This window comes from Blastococcus carthaginiensis (assembly GCF_030731085.1).
Lineage (GTDB): Bacteria > Actinomycetota > Actinomycetes > Mycobacteriales > Geodermatophilaceae > Blastococcus > Blastococcus carthaginiensis.
On the sequence record NZ_JASNFN010000010.1, the window covers coordinates 66,628 to 82,378 of the forward strand.

The 15,751-nt window shown below is 73.5% G+C and carries 13 protein-coding genes; 7 read left to right on the top strand and 6 right to left on the bottom strand.

Annotated features, from left to right (window positions below):
* Positions 1–15 precede the first annotated feature (15 nt).
* From QOZ88_RS09865 to QOZ88_RS09875, 3 genes are read right to left on the bottom strand one after another with little or no spacing between them, the layout of a single operon-like run.
* Complete coding sequence (locus QOZ88_RS09865) at positions 16–342, bottom strand: hypothetical protein (RefSeq protein ID WP_305999604.1); 327 nt, start codon at positions 340–342, stop codon at positions 16–18.
* Positions 329–1,882: an FAD-binding oxidoreductase gene (locus tag QOZ88_RS09870; protein WP_305999605.1), complete on the bottom strand. Its 1,554-nt coding sequence runs from the start codon at positions 1,880–1,882 to the stop codon at positions 329–331. Before QOZ88_RS09870 ends, QOZ88_RS09865 begins: the two co-directional genes overlap by 14 nt.
* Positions 1,883–1,884: 2 nt before the next feature.
* On the bottom strand, positions 1,885–3,384 hold the full coding sequence (locus tag QOZ88_RS09875; protein ID WP_305999606.1) for a (Fe-S)-binding protein: 1,500 nt from the start codon (positions 3,382–3,384) through the stop codon (positions 1,885–1,887).
* Positions 3,385–3,513: 129 nt separating this feature from the next.
* Here QOZ88_RS09875 and QOZ88_RS09880 point away from each other — a divergent pair, with 129 nt between their 5' ends.
* The 5 genes from QOZ88_RS09880 to QOZ88_RS09900 all read left to right on the top strand — a co-directional run bounded on the left by QOZ88_RS09880 (position 3,514) and on the right by QOZ88_RS09900 (position 9,530).
* On the top strand, positions 3,514–4,293 hold the full coding sequence (locus QOZ88_RS09880; RefSeq protein WP_305999607.1) for a FadR/GntR family transcriptional regulator: 780 nt from the start codon (positions 3,514–3,516) through the stop codon (positions 4,291–4,293).
* Positions 4,290–5,009 carry a PDC sensor domain-containing protein gene (locus tag QOZ88_RS09885; protein WP_305999608.1) on the top strand — a complete coding sequence of 240 codons (720 nt, stop codon included), beginning with the start codon at positions 4,290–4,292 and terminating at the stop codon, positions 5,007–5,009. Before QOZ88_RS09880 ends, QOZ88_RS09885 begins: the two co-directional genes overlap by 4 nt.
* A 135-nt stretch (positions 5,010–5,144) precedes the next feature.
* Positions 5,145–6,680, top strand: coding sequence for an APC family permease (locus QOZ88_RS09890; RefSeq protein ID WP_305999609.1), 1,536 nt, complete (start codon positions 5,145–5,147; stop codon positions 6,678–6,680).
* Positions 6,677–7,723, top strand: coding sequence for an LLM class flavin-dependent oxidoreductase (locus tag QOZ88_RS09895; protein ID WP_305999610.1), 1,047 nt, complete (start codon positions 6,677–6,679; stop codon positions 7,721–7,723). The genes QOZ88_RS09890 and QOZ88_RS09895 overlap by 4 nt, the downstream gene beginning before the upstream one ends.
* A 106-nt stretch (positions 7,724–7,829) precedes the next feature.
* The gene (locus tag QOZ88_RS09900; protein WP_305999611.1) at positions 7,830–9,530 is read left to right on the top strand and encodes a flavin monoamine oxidase family protein; all 1,701 of its coding nucleotides are present in this window, start codon (positions 7,830–7,832) and stop codon (positions 9,528–9,530) included.
* 33 nt (positions 9,531–9,563) lie between these two features.
* Here QOZ88_RS09900 and QOZ88_RS09905 read toward each other — a convergent pair whose 3' ends face one another.
* Positions 9,564–11,078 (bottom strand): PucR family transcriptional regulator, encoded by a 1,515-nt coding sequence (locus QOZ88_RS09905; RefSeq protein ID WP_305999612.1) that lies wholly within the window; start codon positions 11,076–11,078, stop codon positions 9,564–9,566.
* 141 nt (positions 11,079–11,219) lie between these two features.
* Between QOZ88_RS09905 and gabT the strand changes: the two genes are divergently transcribed.
* A complete protein-coding gene (gabT, locus tag QOZ88_RS09910; protein ID WP_305999613.1) occupies positions 11,220–12,578 on the top strand; it encodes a 4-aminobutyrate--2-oxoglutarate transaminase in 1,359 nt (452 codons plus the stop codon).
* A gap of 47 nt (positions 12,579–12,625) precedes the next feature.
* On the opposite strand, the gene speB is transcribed toward gabT, so the two are convergent.
* Entirely contained in the window at positions 12,626–13,588 is a 963-nt protein-coding gene (gene speB, locus QOZ88_RS09915; RefSeq protein ID WP_305999614.1) for an agmatinase, read from the bottom strand.
* 85 nt (positions 13,589–13,673) lie between these two features.
* On the opposite strand from speB, the gene QOZ88_RS09920 reads away from it, so the two are divergent.
* Entirely contained in the window at positions 13,674–14,468 is a 795-nt protein-coding gene (locus tag QOZ88_RS09920; protein ID WP_305999615.1) for a carbon-nitrogen hydrolase family protein, read from the top strand.
* 21 nt (positions 14,469–14,489) lie between these two features.
* Here the strand turns inward: QOZ88_RS09920 and QOZ88_RS09925 are convergent, their stop codons facing one another.
* Positions 14,490–15,698, bottom strand: coding sequence for a saccharopine dehydrogenase family protein (locus QOZ88_RS09925; protein ID WP_305999616.1), 1,209 nt, complete (start codon positions 15,696–15,698; stop codon positions 14,490–14,492).
* Between the last annotated feature and the right edge of the window lie 53 nt (positions 15,699–15,751).

Sequence of the window (15,751 nt, forward strand, 5' to 3'; positions counted from 1 at the left end):
GGGGTCGGCGCCGTCCTACAGGGGTGGCGGCGTCGGTGCGCTCTCGCGCTCGACCTCGGCCAGGAGCTCCGAGCCGGTCACCACCTTCTCGGCGAAGTGGTGGTGCATCCACTCGAGGTGGTCGTGCCGGCTGCGCATGATGCGCAACGTGTCCCAGTTGGGGAACACCTGCTGGAGGACGTGCACCTCCATCAGCCGGGGGTCGACCTCGTAGACGTGCTCGAACGTCGTCTGGGCGACCTCGCTGACCCGCTGCGCCACGGGCGGCGTGTGCTGGTCGGCGAAGCGGTACGGCGCGGTCGCGGCCGGGCCCGGGTCCTGCTCCTGGTCAACGTCCCTCATCGGTCGTGTCCCTCCCGTACGCGCGGTCCAGCAGGTACTTGCCGGGGTTCATGACGTTGTTCGGGTCGAGCGCGCGCTTGACGTCGAGCATCACGTCGAACCCCTTGCCGAGCTCCTCCGGCAGCAGGTCGACCTCGCCCTCCCGGCAGGACCCGTGGCAGGCGCTCATCGAGCCGCCGTGCGCGAGCGCCACCGCCGCGATGTCCCGCTTGGCCTGCACCCAGGCTGCCCAGGCCGCGTCGTCGAGGCGCTGCTCCCAGATGCCGACGTCGATCTCGGTGAGGTAGTCCACCCCGGTGGCCGCCGAGGTGTAGGCGAACATGCCCCAGTCGTCGAAGACGTCGGTCCTGCGCCGCAGGTCGGCCAGGATCCCGTGCCAGGCACGGCTGACCGCGGGCACGTTCGAGAAGTTGACCGCGGCGTCCTCGCAGTGCCAGGACATGGGGATGACCTGGCCGTCCTTGGTGCGGCCGTGCAGGGGGGTGGCGTACCGGTCGTGCCGGGCCGCCCAGTCGCCCTCGGAGATCTCGTCGCCGAGGTAGCGGGCCCCGTGCTCCTTCGCGATGCGGAACAGCCGCTTCCCCCCGGCGCGGACCTCGTCCTCGTAGCCGTACATCACCGAGCAGACCAGCGCCCGGACGTCCGCCGGCTGCGGGATGTACGCCTCGTCGTCGCGCCGCAGGTAGGCGACCTTGTGCTCGTCGAACAGGACGGCGCCGGCGAAGGTCGCCACCCCGGCGCGGGCCAGGGCACCCGTGCAGGCGTGCGCGTCCTCGTAGTTGTCGAACGCCCAGAACGGGGAGAGCTCGGCCTCCGGCTTGGGGAACAGCTTGAGCGTGGCCTTGGTCGCGATGCCCAGCGTGCCCTGGTGGCCCATGAACAGGTGCTTGAGCTGGTAGCCGCTCGAGCTCTTGCTGATCTTCCCCCCGATGCCGTCACCGACGTGCAGGACCTCGCCGGTGGGGAGCACGTGGTCGAAGCTGAGCACCAGGTCCCGGGTGTGGCCGTAGCGCGAGCCGATCAGCGACCAGCCGCTGGTGCCGATCCGCCCGCCGACCAGCGAGCACGGGTAGGACGCCGGGTCGTCGGGGTAGAACAGCCCGTGCTGCGCGAGCCGCTCGTTCAGCTTGAGCATGCTGATCCCGGTGCCCACCGTCACCGTGCGGTTGACCAGGTCCAGCTCGTGGATCTGGTTCATCTTCTTGACGTCGACGACGATGCCGCGCCGCATGGGCACCGCGCCGTCGGTCAGCCCGGTGCCGCCGTCCCGGGGGACGACCGGGATGCGGAGGTCGTTGGCGATCCGCACGACGGCGGCGACCTGCTCCGTGGTCCGCGGCATCACCACGACGTCGGGCACCCGCTCCGACCAGCGGTGCACCGGGAACGGCGCGGGGACGCGGGCGCGGTTGTAGCGGTCGGTCTTCGCCAGCAGGATCTGGTCGTCGTCCAGGGCCGGCCGCAGGGCGGAGACCAGCTGGTGCAGCCGGTCGTCGCTGAGCGGCTCGGTGGTGAACGGCGCCGGTTCGGTGATCGTCATGGTCAGTGCCCTCCGCACCCGCAGCCGCCGGAACCGTTCCCGCAGCCGCCGCCGCAGCCACCCCCACCGCAGCCACCGGAGCTGCCGCGGGTCCGCCGCGCCCGCCCGGGCACGCCGGTGCGCTCCTGCGCCAGCCGCCGGTCACCGACGTCCCCGCGGGAGCCACCGACCGTGATCCCGAGCGACTGGGCGAACAACTCGTGCAGGTCGACGACGTCGATGTCCTCGGCGTCGCCGGCCTCCGACAGCGGCCGCTCCGACCACGGGCAGGCGCTGACCAGGGTGTCGACGTCGAGCTCCGCGGCCCGCTCCAGGCGCAGCGCGCTGATCTTCCGCGTGAGCTCCGGCTTCTCGATCGGCAGGCCGCCGCCGCCGCCGGAGCAGTAGGACCACTGCGTCACCCGGTCGACGTCCTCGAACCGCAGCCCGGGGATCGCCCGCAGCAGCTCCCGCGGCTCGGCCCAGATGCCCTTGCGCTTGTTGAGTCGGCACGGGTCGTGGTAGGTGATCGCCCGGTCGACCGGGACCGACGGGGTCAGCTTCCCTTCGCGCAGGAGCTGGGCCAGCACCTCGATGACGAGCACGACCTCGATGTCGAACTCCTCGCCGAAGTACTTCGGGTAGTCCTCGGTGAAGCTGATGTAGTCGTGCGGGTCGAGCACGAGCACGCGCTTGGTGCCGGTGGCCCGCCAGTTGTCCAGGTTGTGCCGCGCGAAGCGCTGCGCCTGCTCGGCGTAGCCCATCTCGGCGGCCGGCCCGCCGCAGCACCACTGCTCGCCCATGAGGCCGAACTCGTAGCCCGCCAGCTGCAGCATCTGTGCCACCGCGCGCGGCACCGAGGTGCGGTAGAAGGCCGCCTCGCAGTCGACGAACAGGACGGTCTCGCCGCCGATCGGGATGTCGAGCCCCTCGGCCCAGTCCCGGACCTTCTCCTGGCTGACCGGCGTCTCGCCCAGCACCGGCTCGTGGGTGCGCAGATCGGTGCGCTCGTTCCAGCTCTGCCAGCCCGGCTGGTGCACACCGCTCTCGACGGCGAGCGAGCGCACCGCCTTCACCACGTCCACCGTCCGCGTGCGGAAGCGGTAGAAGTCGCCGGTGAACAGCGTGTTGGGGCACCGCAGCTCGCAGGCGCCGCACTGGGTGCAGTTGACGTAGTCGGCGGCGATGTCCTCGATGGAGAGCTCGCCGCGCTCCATCGCCACGACGTTGGCGTGGAAGGCCGTGGGGGTCCACGACTCGTTGCGCTCGATCTGGGTGACCGGGCAGACCTCGCGGCAGAACTTGTGGCCCGAGGAGAAGCAGTTGTACGAGGTGTTGCGCCACTGCTCGACGAACGCGGCCGTCCTCGGGTCCTGCACCGGCGGTGGGACCGGTCCGGCGAGCGTCTCGGGGAACTCCGCCAGTTCGGGCGAATTGGAGGGGGCCCCGGGGGTGAACGGTTCGGAGAGGGCGTCGACCCGGGGGGCCTGCCCGGGTGCCCGTTCGGGCTGGACCTGTGTCACTGCGGTGCTCCTCGTCACAGGAAGGCTGGGGCGTGCGTCACGGTAGCCACCAAAACCTATGGAATCAACGGTTAAGCCCGCGGGCGGTGGGTGGGAGACTTCCGGTCATCCCGGACCGAGGAGGCGGACGTGCAGTTGCTCAGCGGTGACGCGCGGCGCGCGGTCTTCGCCCCGCTCGACGACGGCGCCCTGCGCAGCGAGGCCGTGGTGCGGCGCGTCGGGAGTGCGATCGCGCTCGGGCTCCTGGGTGACGGCGAGCAGCTCCCGACCGAGACCGACCTGGCGACGATGCTCAACGTCTCCACGGTGACCCTGCGGGAGGCGCTGGCCGAGCTGCGGAAGCTCGGGCTGGTCGAGACCCGCCGCGGCCGCGGCGGTGGCAGCTTCGTGCGGGCGCGCGAGGACGTGCTGGCGGGGCTGGCCGAGGCCCGGCTGGCCGAGCTCGGCACCGCGGACCTGCGGGAGCTCGGTGACGTCCACGGGGCCGTCGCGGCGACCGCCGCCCGGCTGGCCGCCGCGCGCGCTTCCCGCACCGAGATCGCCCGCCTCCGGGACATCGTCGACCGGCTGGCCGAGGCCGACTCCGTCACCGGGCAGCGGCGGGCGGAGGGGCGCTTCTACGTCGAGCTGGCCGCCTGCGCCCAGTCGGTGCGGCTGACGATGCAGGAGATGGACCTGCACCTCGAGCTCGGCCAGCTGCCGTGGCCCCCGGCGCACGTCCCGGAGCTGCTGGGGGTCATCGTCGCCGGGCACCGGGCCGTCGTGGACGCCGTCGAGGCGCGCGACCCGGCCGGCGCACGGGCGCGGGCGGAGCAGCACATCGAGACGCGGACGCTCTGGTCGATCGAGCTGCGCCTGCGGCTGCCCGGTGCGGAAGCAGCGGCCGACCGCCCGCGGGAGGTCTCGTGACCCCCGCGCCCGGGACGGAGGCCGCGCGGGTGGCCGCGGCCGTCGCGGAGGTGGTGGAGCGGGTCTTCGGCACCGTCGGCACCGTGCGCGCCGAGGCGCTGCGGCCCGGCGCGCGGGAGGGCTTCCTGACCCGGGGGCCGGTGCTCGCCGACGACGTCCGCGAGCTCCTCCGGGAGCCGGACCAGCTCGCCGTCGGTCTCGGCCTGGTCGTCGCACCCCGCCCCGAGCGCGGGCTCCCGCTGCGTCTGGAGTGGTGGCAGGTCGACCCCGAAGGCGGTCGGTTGCGCTCGCTCGAGCCGGACCTGAAACCGACCAGCCTGGGGTACTACGACTACACCGCGGCCGAGTGGTTCGACGTGCCGCGCCGGACCGGGCGCCGGCACGTGGTCGGCCCCTACGTCGACGTGCACGGCACCGGCCGCTACCTCCTGACCCTGACCGAGCCGGTGGTGGTCGACGGCGAGTTCGCCGGCGTGGCCGGCGCCGACGTCCCCGTGCGCAGCTTCGAGGCGCACCTGCTGCGCGTCCTCGGCCGGCTCCCGGCACCGTTCGTCCTGGTCGACGAGGAGGGTCGCATCGTCCTCTCGACGGCCGCCCGCTGGCTGGTGGGCGGGCTGCTGCCGGCCGGTGCCGCAGCGGCCGGCCCGGTGGTCGAGGTCCCCGGCACGCCGTGGCGCGTGGTCCCGGCGGACGGCGGCAGCGTCCTCACCGCCTGAGCGGCGTGGCGGGACGAGCTCGCGCTCGCGTGCTCTTGTCCTCTGAACTCTGGCTCTATAGGTTTCCTCGGCATCGTGACCTCGGACACAGCCGTGTCCGTGGACGGCCCGTCGCCCGCACCCGAGGAGAACCCCGTGACCCGACCCGGTGCACCCACCGGTACCAGCGACGACGACGCGCAGCTCGCCGCGCTCGGCTACACCGGCGAGTTCCATCGCAGCATGGGCCTGTGGGCCAACATGGCGCTCGGGTTCACGTACCTGTCGCCGCTGGTCGGCGTGTACTCGCTGTTCGCCTACAGCCTCTCCATCGGCGGGCCGCCCGCCATCTGGTGGATCGTCATCGTCGGCGCCGGCCAGCTGATGGTGTCCCTGGTGTTCGGCGAGGTCGTGAGCCAGTACCCGCTCGCCGGCGGCATCTACCCGTGGACCCGGCGGCTGTGGGGCCGGCGCTACGCGTGGATCGTCTCGTGGATCTACATCTGGGCGATCATCGTGACCGTCACGGCGGTGGCCGAGTTCGGCGGCGGCTTCGTCGCCGCGCTGTTGGACCTGGAGGCGACCGCGGGCGTCGTGCTGCTCACCGCGGTCGCCCTGCTCGTGGTGGCCTTCGCCGTCAACTACAGCGGCACCCGCACGCTGGCGCGGATCGCGCAGATCGGCCTGGCCGCGGAGCTCATCGGCGTCATCGCCCTCGGCCTGTTCCTGCTGCTGTTCCGCCGCGAGCAGCCGTTCTCGGTCTTCTTCGACACGCTCGGTGCCGGCGGGGGCGACGGGTACCTCGGGGTGTTCCTCGCCGCGTCGCTGTCCGGGCTCTTCCTGTTCTACGGCTTCGAGGCCTGCGGCGACGTCGCCGAGGAGGTCGCCGACCCGACCCGGCAGATCCCGCGCGCGATGATCCTGACCATCCTGGTCGGCGGGGTCTCCGGCCTGCTGTCCTACGCCGGCTACGTGCTCGCCGCGCCGGATCTGCAGGCGATCGTGAACGGCGAGGACGCCGACCCGATCCCGTCGATCCTCGAGAGCTCCCTGGGGACGGCCGGGTCGAAGGTCTTCCTGGTCGTCATCGTGATCGCGTTCCTGTCCTGCGTGCTGTCCCTGCAGGCCGCCGGCAGCCGGCTGCTCTACGCCTTCGCCCGCGACCGCATGCTGCCGGCGAGCGGGTGGCTGGCCCGCGTCTCACCGACGCACGCCGTCCCCATCAACGCGCTGCTGGTCGTCTGCGTCGTGCCGGTGCTGATCGCGGTGTTCGTCTACTTCCAGGAGGACATCCTGGCCCGTGTCACCGCCTTCGCCGTCCTCGGCATCTACGTCTCCTTCCAGGCCGTGGTGCTGGCCGCGCTGCGGCAGCGGCTCAAGGGCTGGCGGCCGGCCGGTCTCTGGAACCTGGGCACTGCCGGACTCGTGGTCAACGTCCTCGCGCTGGCCTACGGGATCTTCGCCATCGTCCTGCTGATCAAGCCCGCACCCGGCACGGAGACCTTCCTCGACCGCTGGATCGTCGCCATCGGGCTGGCCGTCGTCGCGGGCAGCGGGCTGCTCTACCTGTTCCTGGCCCGGCCGGACCGGCATTCTTCGCACGTCCCGGAGGGCGATGCCCGAGAGGTGGCTGCGCAGCTCCAGCAGATCCGGCGCGAGAGCCGCGCCCAGGTGACCGAGGAGATCCGATGAAGTTCAGTTACGCGATGCTGCCCGACTACCCCCTCGAGGAGTCGCTCCGGGCGATCAGGCTGGCCGACGAACTCGGCTTCCACGCCGTCTACGCGGCAGACGAGACCTGGCACAAGGACCTCTGGCTGCTCTTCGCCGCCGCGGCTGCCCAGACCTCGCGGGTGCGGATGGGGCCCAGCGTCTCGGCGGTGACCCTGCGCGAGCCGACGCTGATCGCCCAGGCCGCCGCCACCCTCGACGAGCTGACCGGCGGCCGCGCCGAGGTGGTGCTGTCCAGCGGGAACTTCGGGCTGCTCGCCCAGTACAAGACCGACTGGACGAAGACCAAGCCGCTGTCGCGGGTCATCGAGGGCGTCAAGGTGATGCGCACGTTCCTCGACGACGGCGCGATCACCTTCGACGGGGAGTTCTTCTCCTACGAGGGCCTGTTCACCTTCGCCCGGCCCGTCCAGGACCGGCTGCCGGTGAAGATGGGGGCGATGCGGGGTCCGAAGTCCTTCGAGGCCGCGGCCGAGCACTCCGACGGCTGCCACCACGCGCTGAGCTACACCCGGGAGGCCTACGAGTACGCCGCCGAGCACCTGCGCATCGGTGCCGAGCGGGCCGGCAAGGACTGGACGACGCTGGACTTCGGCGCCTGGGTGGTGGTCGCCGTCGGGCGGGACTCGGCGGCGGCCAAGGACGCGGCCCGCAGCATGGTCGGCATCTACGCCTCCTCGATGCCGGCCGAGCAGCTCCGGCGCAACGGCGTGGACCCGGACAGCCTCACGCCGATCATCGACGCGATCGCCGGCGGCGACCTGGCCCGGGGCATCGAGCTGACCAGCCCGGAGCTCGCCGACAAGCTGTCCTTCGCCGGCACGCCGGAGGAGGTGACGGCGAAGATCAAGGAGATCGAGCCCGCCGGCGTCAACCACGTCGTCGCCGCTCTCACCGACGCATCCCTGGTCAAGGCGTTCACCGGCCGCGAGCTGCCCGGGGTCGCCACCGTGGAGGAGCAGTTGCAGCTGCTGCACGACGAGGTCATGCCCGCGTTCGCGTAGCCTCTGCCGCGGCGTCCGGGGCCCGGCCCACCCAGCACGGGGTGGGCCGGGCCCCTGCACGTCCGCGCTGCGCCCAGCACCCCGTCCCGGCCGGAGGACCCCCGTCATGACGTCCGCGATCCCCGTCAACGCCTACGAGCCGGGCCAGGAGCGGCCGGCGCGGTCGCTGACCATGTTCGGGCCGGACTTCCCGTTCGCCTACGACGACTGGCTGGCGCATCCGGCGGGCCTGGGCCGGCTGCCGGAGGCCGCACTGGGCACCGAGGTGGCGGTCATCGGCGGCGGGCTCTCGGGGATCGTGACCGCGTACGAGCTGATGCGACTGGGCCTGCGCCCGGTCGTCTACGAGGCGCACGAGATCGGTGGCCGGCTGCGCTCGGTGGGCTTCGACGGCCACCCAGGCGTCGTCGCCGAGATGGGCGCCATGCGTTTCCCGCCGACGTCGACCGCCCTGTTCCACTACGTGCGCGCCCTGGGCCTGGTGACCGAGCGGTTTCCCAACCCGCTCGACGTCGCGACGCCGAGCACGGTCGTCGACCTGAAGGGGGAGACCCACTACGCCCGCACCCTGGACGACCTGCCGCCGGTCTACCGCGAGGTCGCCGACGCCTGGCACCAGACCCTCGTCGAGGGGGCGCGGCTGGCGGAGATGCAGGACGCGATCCGCACGCGGGACGTCGTCACGATCAAGAAGCTGTGGGACGACCTGGTCGAGCGGCTCGACGACACCACCTTCTACGGGTTCCTGGCCGCCTCACCGGCGTTCCGCTCGTTCCGGCACCGCGAGATCTTCGGCCAGGTCGGCTTCGGCACCGGCGGCTGGGACACCGACTACCCCAACTCGATCCTCGAGATCCTGCGCGTGGTCTACACCGCCGCCGACGACGACCACCTGAGCATCGTGGGCGGCAGCCAGCAGCTGCCCGTGGGCCTGTGGCAGGTGGCCCCCGCCGATCCCGCGCACTGGCCGGCCGGCACGACCCTGGCCTCCCTCCACCCCGGCGGGCGACCGCTGCCGCGGGTGACCCGGCTGCACCGCACCGCGCCGCACCACCTCACGGTCACCGCCGGCGACGGCTCGATCCGGACCTACCCGGCCGCGGTCTTCACGGCGCAGAGCTGGATGCTGCTCTCCCGGATCTCCTGCGACGAGGACCTGTTCCCGATCGACCACTGGACGGCGATCGAACGGACCCACTACATGGGGTCCACCAAGCTGTTCTGCCTCGTGGACCGCCCGTTCTGGCAGGATGTCGACCCGGCCACCGGCCGCGACCGCATGAGCATGACGCTCACCGATCGCATGACCCGCGGCACCTACCTGCTCGACCAGGGGGAGGGCCGCCCCGGGCTGATCTGCCTGTCGTACACGTGGGCCGACGACTCGCTCAAGTGGCTGCCCCTGTCCGCGCAGGACCGGATGGAGGTCATGCTGGCCTCGCTGCGCCAGATCTACCCCGACGTGGACCTGCGCCGGCACGTCATCGCCTCACCGGTCACCGTCTCGTGGGAGTCCGAGCCCGATTTCATGGGCGCGTTCAAGGCCAACCTGCCCGGCCACTACCGCTACCAGCGGCGGCTGTTCACGCACTTCATGCAGGACGAGCTGCCGGAGCGCTTCCGGGGGCTGTTCCTCGCCGGCGACGACATCTCCTGGACGGCGGGCTGGGCGGAGGGAGCGGTGCAGACGGCGCTCAACGCGGTGTGGGGCGTGCTCCACCACCTCGGCGGCCGGACGCACCCGGGCAACCCGGGGCCCGGGGACCTGTTCCAGGACCTGGCACCGGTGCGCCTGCCCGAGGACTGACCGGGCCGGCCCGCGCCCGGCCGTCCCGTGCGGTCAGCGTCCGGGCGGGTGCAGGGCCAGCCAGAGCTCGGCGCGGACGGCGGGGTCGTCCAGGTCGCGGCCGAGCAGCTCCGCCGCCCGCCGGATGCGCTTGCGCATGGTGTGGCGGTGCACGCCGAGCCGGGCGGCCGCGGGCTCCCACTGGCCGTGGCAGGACAGCCAGATCCGCAGCGAGTCGACCAGGTCCCCGGGGCCGGCCCGGTCCGCGGCCAGGAGCGGCGCCAGCGTCGCCTCGGCGAACGCCGACGTGGCAGCCGGGTCCAGCAGGGCACCCAGCCCGTGACCGGCCAGGTCGGCGAAGGCGGTGACCGCGTGCCCGCCCGCCCGGCCGTGCTCGGCGGCCTGGCGCGCCTGCCGCACGCCGTCGGCCAGCCGCGGCCACGGCACCGGCTCGGCGGTGCCCAGGACGGCGCCGGTGACGCCGCCGGGCAGGCCCGTCGACCGATCTGCGAGCTTCCCGCCGCCGGCCACCAGGATCACCAGGGCGCCGTCGAGGTCCGCGGCGAAGAGCGTCTCCCCGGCATGGGCGGCGGCGTCCCCGGCGACGTCCACGGCGGCGGCGCGCTGGTCCGCACCGCCCAGCACCACCAGCGGTCGGACCGGCGCGTCGGGCAGCCGTTCGCCCAGCTCACCGAGGACCGAGCCGACCAGGGCCTCCTGACCCTCGAGCAGCAGCCGCAGCAGCGCGGCGCGCAGGAGCGCCGTGGCGCCGTCGAGCGCGCGGGACTGCTCCAGCCGCAGGGTCAGCAGCAGGGCGGCGGCGTTGACCACCGAGCGGTCCGCCGCGGGGAAGGGGCCCCGCCGGCCGACGGCCAGGAAGCCGCGGGCGCGTGCGCCGGTGCCCAGCGACTGGAGGAGGACCACGTCCTCGGGCCGGGTGAGCGCGGCGCCGGCGGGCGGCCGCGCGGCGCGCAGCCGGTCGATCGCCGGGACCAGGTCGCCCGCCCGCTGCAGGGCGGACCGGGGCGCGGCCTGCAGCGGCGTCCCGGCGGCGTCCACGAGCAGCGCCCAGCCCCCCAGGTGGCGCGCCAGCCGCTCCACCACCGCCGCCGGCGCCCCCGAGCCCAGCGTCGCGCGGGTCAGCTCCTGCTGGACCGCCGATGCCTTCGCCACCGCGGCGTACTCGTCGGCGGCCAGGGCTGCCGAGACGGTTCGGGACAGTGCGATGAACGGCGTCCGGCGGGGGACCTCGAGCACGGCGAGGCCGCGCTCGTCGGCGGCGCGGACCAGTTCCCCGGGCACGTGCGGGTGGCTGAGCCCGGTGCCCAGACCGAGGGCGGCCACCCCGGCTCCGGCCAGCCGGTCGACGTACTCGAGGCAGCGGTCGCCATCGGGGGTCAGCGGGAGGCCGGTGGTCAGCAGGAGCTCACCGCCCTCGAGGAACGGGGCCGGGTCGGCGAGCTCGCTGACGTGCACCCAGGAGAGCCGCCGGTCCACCGGGGCCGAGCGGGTGTGCAGGGTGAGACCGAGGGCTGCGTGGCCCAGCAGGGTGGCGACGGTGACCGGCACGGGCAGACCTTCGACGAAGCGGACACTCCGACGCCACCCGGGCGCCGGAGTGGACAGTACCGCCACGAGCCCGGGCGGCGGACCCTGGACACCGCTCGTCCCCCTCCCGGGGAGCGCGCGACCCACTCCCGAGGAGGACCGATGACCGACGTGCTGGCCGGACCCCGGAGCGTTCCGCAGGAGCGACGGCTGGTCACCGAGCTACCCGGCCCCCGCTCGCGGGAACTGGCCGCTCGCCGCGCGGCCGCGGTGTCCGCCGCCGTGGGCGGCACCGTGCCCTGCTACGTCGAGCGCGCCGAGGGGGCCGTGGTCGTCGACGTCGACGGCAACGCGCTGATCGACCTCGGCGCGGGCATCGCCGTGGTCAACGTCGGCCACGCCGCGCCCGAGGTCGTGGCCGCGGTGTCCGACCAGGTCGCCGCCTTCTCCCACACCTGCTTCATGGTGAACCCCTACGAGGGCTACGTCGCCGTGTGCGAGGAGCTGGCGCGGATCACCCCGGGCGACCACGCCAAGAAGTCGGCGCTGTTCAACTCCGGCGCCGAGGCGGTCGAGAACGCGGTCAAGATCGCCCGGCACGCCACCGGGCGCTCGGCGGTCGTCGTGTTCGACCACGCCTACCACGGCCGCACCAACCTCACGATGGCGCTGACGGCCAAGAACATGCCGTACAAGCACGGCTTCGGGCCGTTCGCCTCCGACATCTACCGGGTGCCGATGTCCTACCCGTACCGGGACGAGCCGGGGATCAGCGGCGCGCAGGCCGCGGCCCGCGCGATCGCGGTCATCGAGGCCCAGGTCGGCGCGGACGAGGTCGCGGCCGTGCTGATCGAGCCGATCCAGGGCGAGGGTGGCTTCGTCGTGCCCGCCGACGGGTTCCTGCCCGCGATCGCCGACTGGTGCCGGCAGTCGGGCGCGCTGTTCGTGGCCGACGAGATCCAGACCGGCTTCTGCCGGACCGGCAGCTGGTTCGCCTGCGAGGCCGAGGGCGTCGTCCCGGATCTGATCACCACGGCGAAGGGCATCGCCGCCGGCCTGCCGCTGTCGGCGGTGACCGGGCGCGCGGAGATCATGGACGCCGTCCACACGGGCGGTCTCGGCGGCACCTACGGCGGCAACCCGGTCGCCTGCGCCGCCGCGCTGGCGACCATCCGCACCATGCGCGAGCAGGACCTCGCCGGCGCCGCGCGCGCCATCGAGGCGACCATGGTGCCGCGGCTGCGGGCGCTGGCCGACCGCACCGGGGTCATCGGCGACGTCCGCGGCCGAGGGGCCATGCTCGCCGTCGAGCTGGTCCGTCCCGGTACCACCGAGCCGGACGCCGAGCTGGCCGGCCGGATCGCGAAGGCCTGCCACGCCCAGGGCGTGATCGTCCTGACCGCCGGCACGTTCGGCAACGTGCTGCGCTTCCTGCCCCCGCTGGTCATCGGGCAGGAGCTGCTCGCCGACGCGCTCGACGTCCTCGACGCCGCCTTCGCCGAGCAGGTCGCGGCCCGGTGATGCCATCCCGTGCGGCGCCCCTCCGGACGCCGCACGGGAGGCGACCCTCAGGCCGGGCGGCCCCGCCGGTTGAGCGCCAGCACCGACAGCAGCTCGTAGCCCACGTGCGCGGCCGCGATGCCGGTGAGCTCGGCGTGGTCGTAGGGCGGGGAGACCTCGACGATGTCGGCGCCGACGACGTCGAGCCCGACCAGGCCGCGCAGGGTCTGCAGCAGCTCCCGGCTGGTGAGCCCGCCGGCCTCCGGGGTTCCCGTGCCCGGCGCGTGGGCCGGGTCGAGCACGTCGATGTCCACCGAGACGTACACCGGGCCGTCGCCCAGCCGGCGGCGCATCCGGTCCACCGCGCCGCGCACCCCGTCGACCTCGTAGTCGTCGGACCGGACCACCTGGAAGCCCAGGACGGCGTCGTCCTCGAGGTCCTGCTTGCTGTAGAGCGGGCCGCGGATGCCCATGTGCATCGACCGCTCGAGGTCGATCAGGCCCTCTTCGCTGGCCCGCCGGAAGGGGGTCCCGTGGGTGTAGGGCGCGCCGAAGTAGGTGTCCCAGGTGTCCAGGTGGGCGTCGAAGTGCAGCACCGCCACGGGGCCGTGGTCGCGCGCCAGGGACCGCAGGATCGGCAGCGCGATGGTGTGGTCGCCGCCGAGGGTGAGCAGCTGGGCGCCATCGGCCCGCAGGTCGGTGACCGAGCGCTCGATCGTGGCGATCGCCTCGTCGAGGTCGAAGGGGTTGACGCCGATGTCGCCGGCGTCGGCCACCTGCTGGCTGCCGAAGGGCGCCGCGTCCAGGGCCGGGTTGTAGGGGCGCAGCAGCTTGGAGGCGGCCCGCACGTGGCCTGGGCCGAACCGGGCGCCCGGTCGGTAGCTGACGCCCGAGTCGAACGGGACGCCGAGGATCGCGACGTCCGCGCGGGAGACCTCGTCGAGGCGGGGCAGGCGGGCGAAGGTGGCCGGACCGGCGTAGCGGGGGATCCGGGTGGCATCCACCGGGCCGATGGGGGTCTGCTCGGACACGAAGAGGACTCCAGTCGTGGGGGAGGGGCACGGTACCTGCCCTGCCATGCTGGGTGACGCACGTCCGGGATCGAGGAGGAGACCCATGCGCGTCGCGCTGTTCCAGGGGCCGGTGGAGACGCCGGATGCCGAGGCGGGGCTGGCCGCGATCGCCGACGCCGCCCGGCGCGCGGCCGAGGCCGGCGCCCGGCTGCTGGTTGCGCCGGAGATGTCGGTGACCGGCTACGCGATCGGTGCCGAGCGGGTGACCGCGCTGGCCGAGCCCGTGCCCGGCGCCTACACCGAGCGGATGGCCGCCGTCGCCGTGGAGACGGGCGTGGCGATCGCGTTCGGACAGCCCGAGCGGACGGCCTCCGGCATCGCCAACTCGGTGCAGGTCGTCGACCGGGACGGCACGCTGCTCGCCGGCTACCGGAAGGCGCACCTCTTCGGCGACCTCGATCGCGAATGCTTCGTCGCCGGCGACGTGGGGGTCGTCCAGTTCTCCCTCGACGGCGTCGTCGTCGGCCTGCTCATCTGCTACGACGTGGAGTTCCCCGAGGCGGTCCGGGCGCACGCGGTGGCGGGTACCGAGCTGCTGGTGGTCCCGACCGGCCTGATGGATCCCTACGGCGCCGTGAGCTCGCTGCTCGTGCCGGCGCGGGCGCTGGAGAGCCAGCTCTTCGTCGCCTACGTCAACCGGATCGGCCGCGAGGGCGGCTACACCTACTGCGGCTCCAGCTGCGTGATCGGCCCGGACGGCACCGAGCTGGCCCGGGCCGGGCTGGGGGAGGAGCTGCTGGTCGCCGACGTCGACCCGGCTGCCCTTGCGCCGTCCCGCGCGCTGAACCCCTACCTCCGCGACCGCCGTCCCGAGCTCTACGCCGCGCCGCCGGCCTGAGCGCCGGGGACGGGAGGGCGTTCAGCCGCCCTCGCGCATCCCCCAGGGGGAGCCGTAGGCGGTGAGCAGGTCGAGGAAGGGGACGGCGTCGAAGGCCTCCGGTCCCAGGACGCCGGCGCCCTGCCACCGGCCGGTGGCGAGGAGCTCGAGGGCCACCACCGGATTGACCGCGGTCTGCCAGACGACGGCCTGGGTCCCGTACTCCGTCATGGACCAGGCGTTGTCCACGACGTGGTACAGGTAGACCTCGCGCGGGTTGCCGTCACGGCCGGTGCCGCGCACCCACAGGCCCGCGCACGTCTTGCCGGTCATCAGCTCGCCGAGTCCGGCGGGGTCCGGCAGGGCGGCGGCGACGACGTCACGTGGCGCGACCTCCACATCACCGACCCGCACCGGGTTGGTCGAGTCCAGGCCCGTCTTGTGCAGCGCCTTGAGGACGTCGATGAACTCCGTCCCGAGCCCGTACTTGAACGTCACCCGCCGCGCGTCGACCCACCGCGGCATGAGGACGACCTCCTCGTGCTCCACGTTGACGCACTCGACCGGGCCGATCCGCTCGGGGAAGTCGAAGACCTCCGGCTCGCTGAACGGTTCGGTGGTGAACCAGCCGCGATCCCGCTCCCAGATCACCGGCGGGTTGAGGCACTCCTCGATCGTGGTCCAGATGGAGAAGGACGGCGCGAAGTCGTGGCCGCGCACCGCCAGGTTCGCTCCGTCGCGGACGCCGAGCTCGTCGATCTCCGCGAAGAGGTGGTCGGCGGCGTAGCGGGCGAACACGTCCGACAGCCCCGGCTCCACGCCCATCCCGACCAGGGCGAGCCGCCCGGCCGCCTCCCAGTGCCCGGCGAGCGCGAACTGCTCGTCGCCGAGCTTGACCCCGGTCCGGCGGTGGGGCTCCTCCGGGTGCGGGCGGGACAGCGACATCGCCATGTCGAGGTAGTCGACGCCCGCGGACAGGGCGGCCCGGAACAGCGGCATGACGAAGCGCGGATCCGTCGCGTTGAGCAGCACGGTGCACCCGTGCTCGCCCAGCAGCGCCCCGACGGCCGCCTCGTCGGACGCGTCCACCCGGGCGGCGACGAACCGGGGGTCGCCGGTCGCGGCCACGGCCTTCTCGGCCCGGGCGAGCTGGACGTCCGCGACGACGAGACGCTCGACGAACCGCCGGCGTGCGGCGATCGCGGTCACCGCCGCGCCCACACCTCCGGCGCCGATCAGCAGGATGCGCATGCCCACCTCCGGGGGACAGGGCCCGGGGGCGGCCGGCGCGGAGCGCACCGCCG

Coding starts and splice junctions, on each gene's coding strand:
- QOZ88_RS09865 (WP_305999604.1), bottom strand. CDS start 342: ATGAGGGACGTTGACCAGGAGCAGGACCCGGGCCCGGCCGCGACCGCG.
- QOZ88_RS09870 (WP_305999605.1), bottom strand. CDS start 1,882: ATGACGATCACCGAACCGGCGCCGTTCACCACCGAGCCGCTCAGCGAC.
- QOZ88_RS09895 (WP_305999610.1), top strand. CDS start 6,677: ATGAAGTTCAGTTACGCGATGCTGCCCGACTACCCCCTCGAGGAGTCG.
- QOZ88_RS09900 (WP_305999611.1), top strand. CDS start 7,830: ATGACGTCCGCGATCCCCGTCAACGCCTACGAGCCGGGCCAGGAGCGG.
- gabT (WP_305999613.1), top strand. CDS start 11,220: ATGACCGACGTGCTGGCCGGACCCCGGAGCGTTCCGCAGGAGCGACGG.
- QOZ88_RS09920 (WP_305999615.1), top strand. CDS start 13,674: ATGCGCGTCGCGCTGTTCCAGGGGCCGGTGGAGACGCCGGATGCCGAG.
- QOZ88_RS09925 (WP_305999616.1), bottom strand. CDS start 15,698: ATGCGCATCCTGCTGATCGGCGCCGGAGGTGTGGGCGCGGCGGTGACC.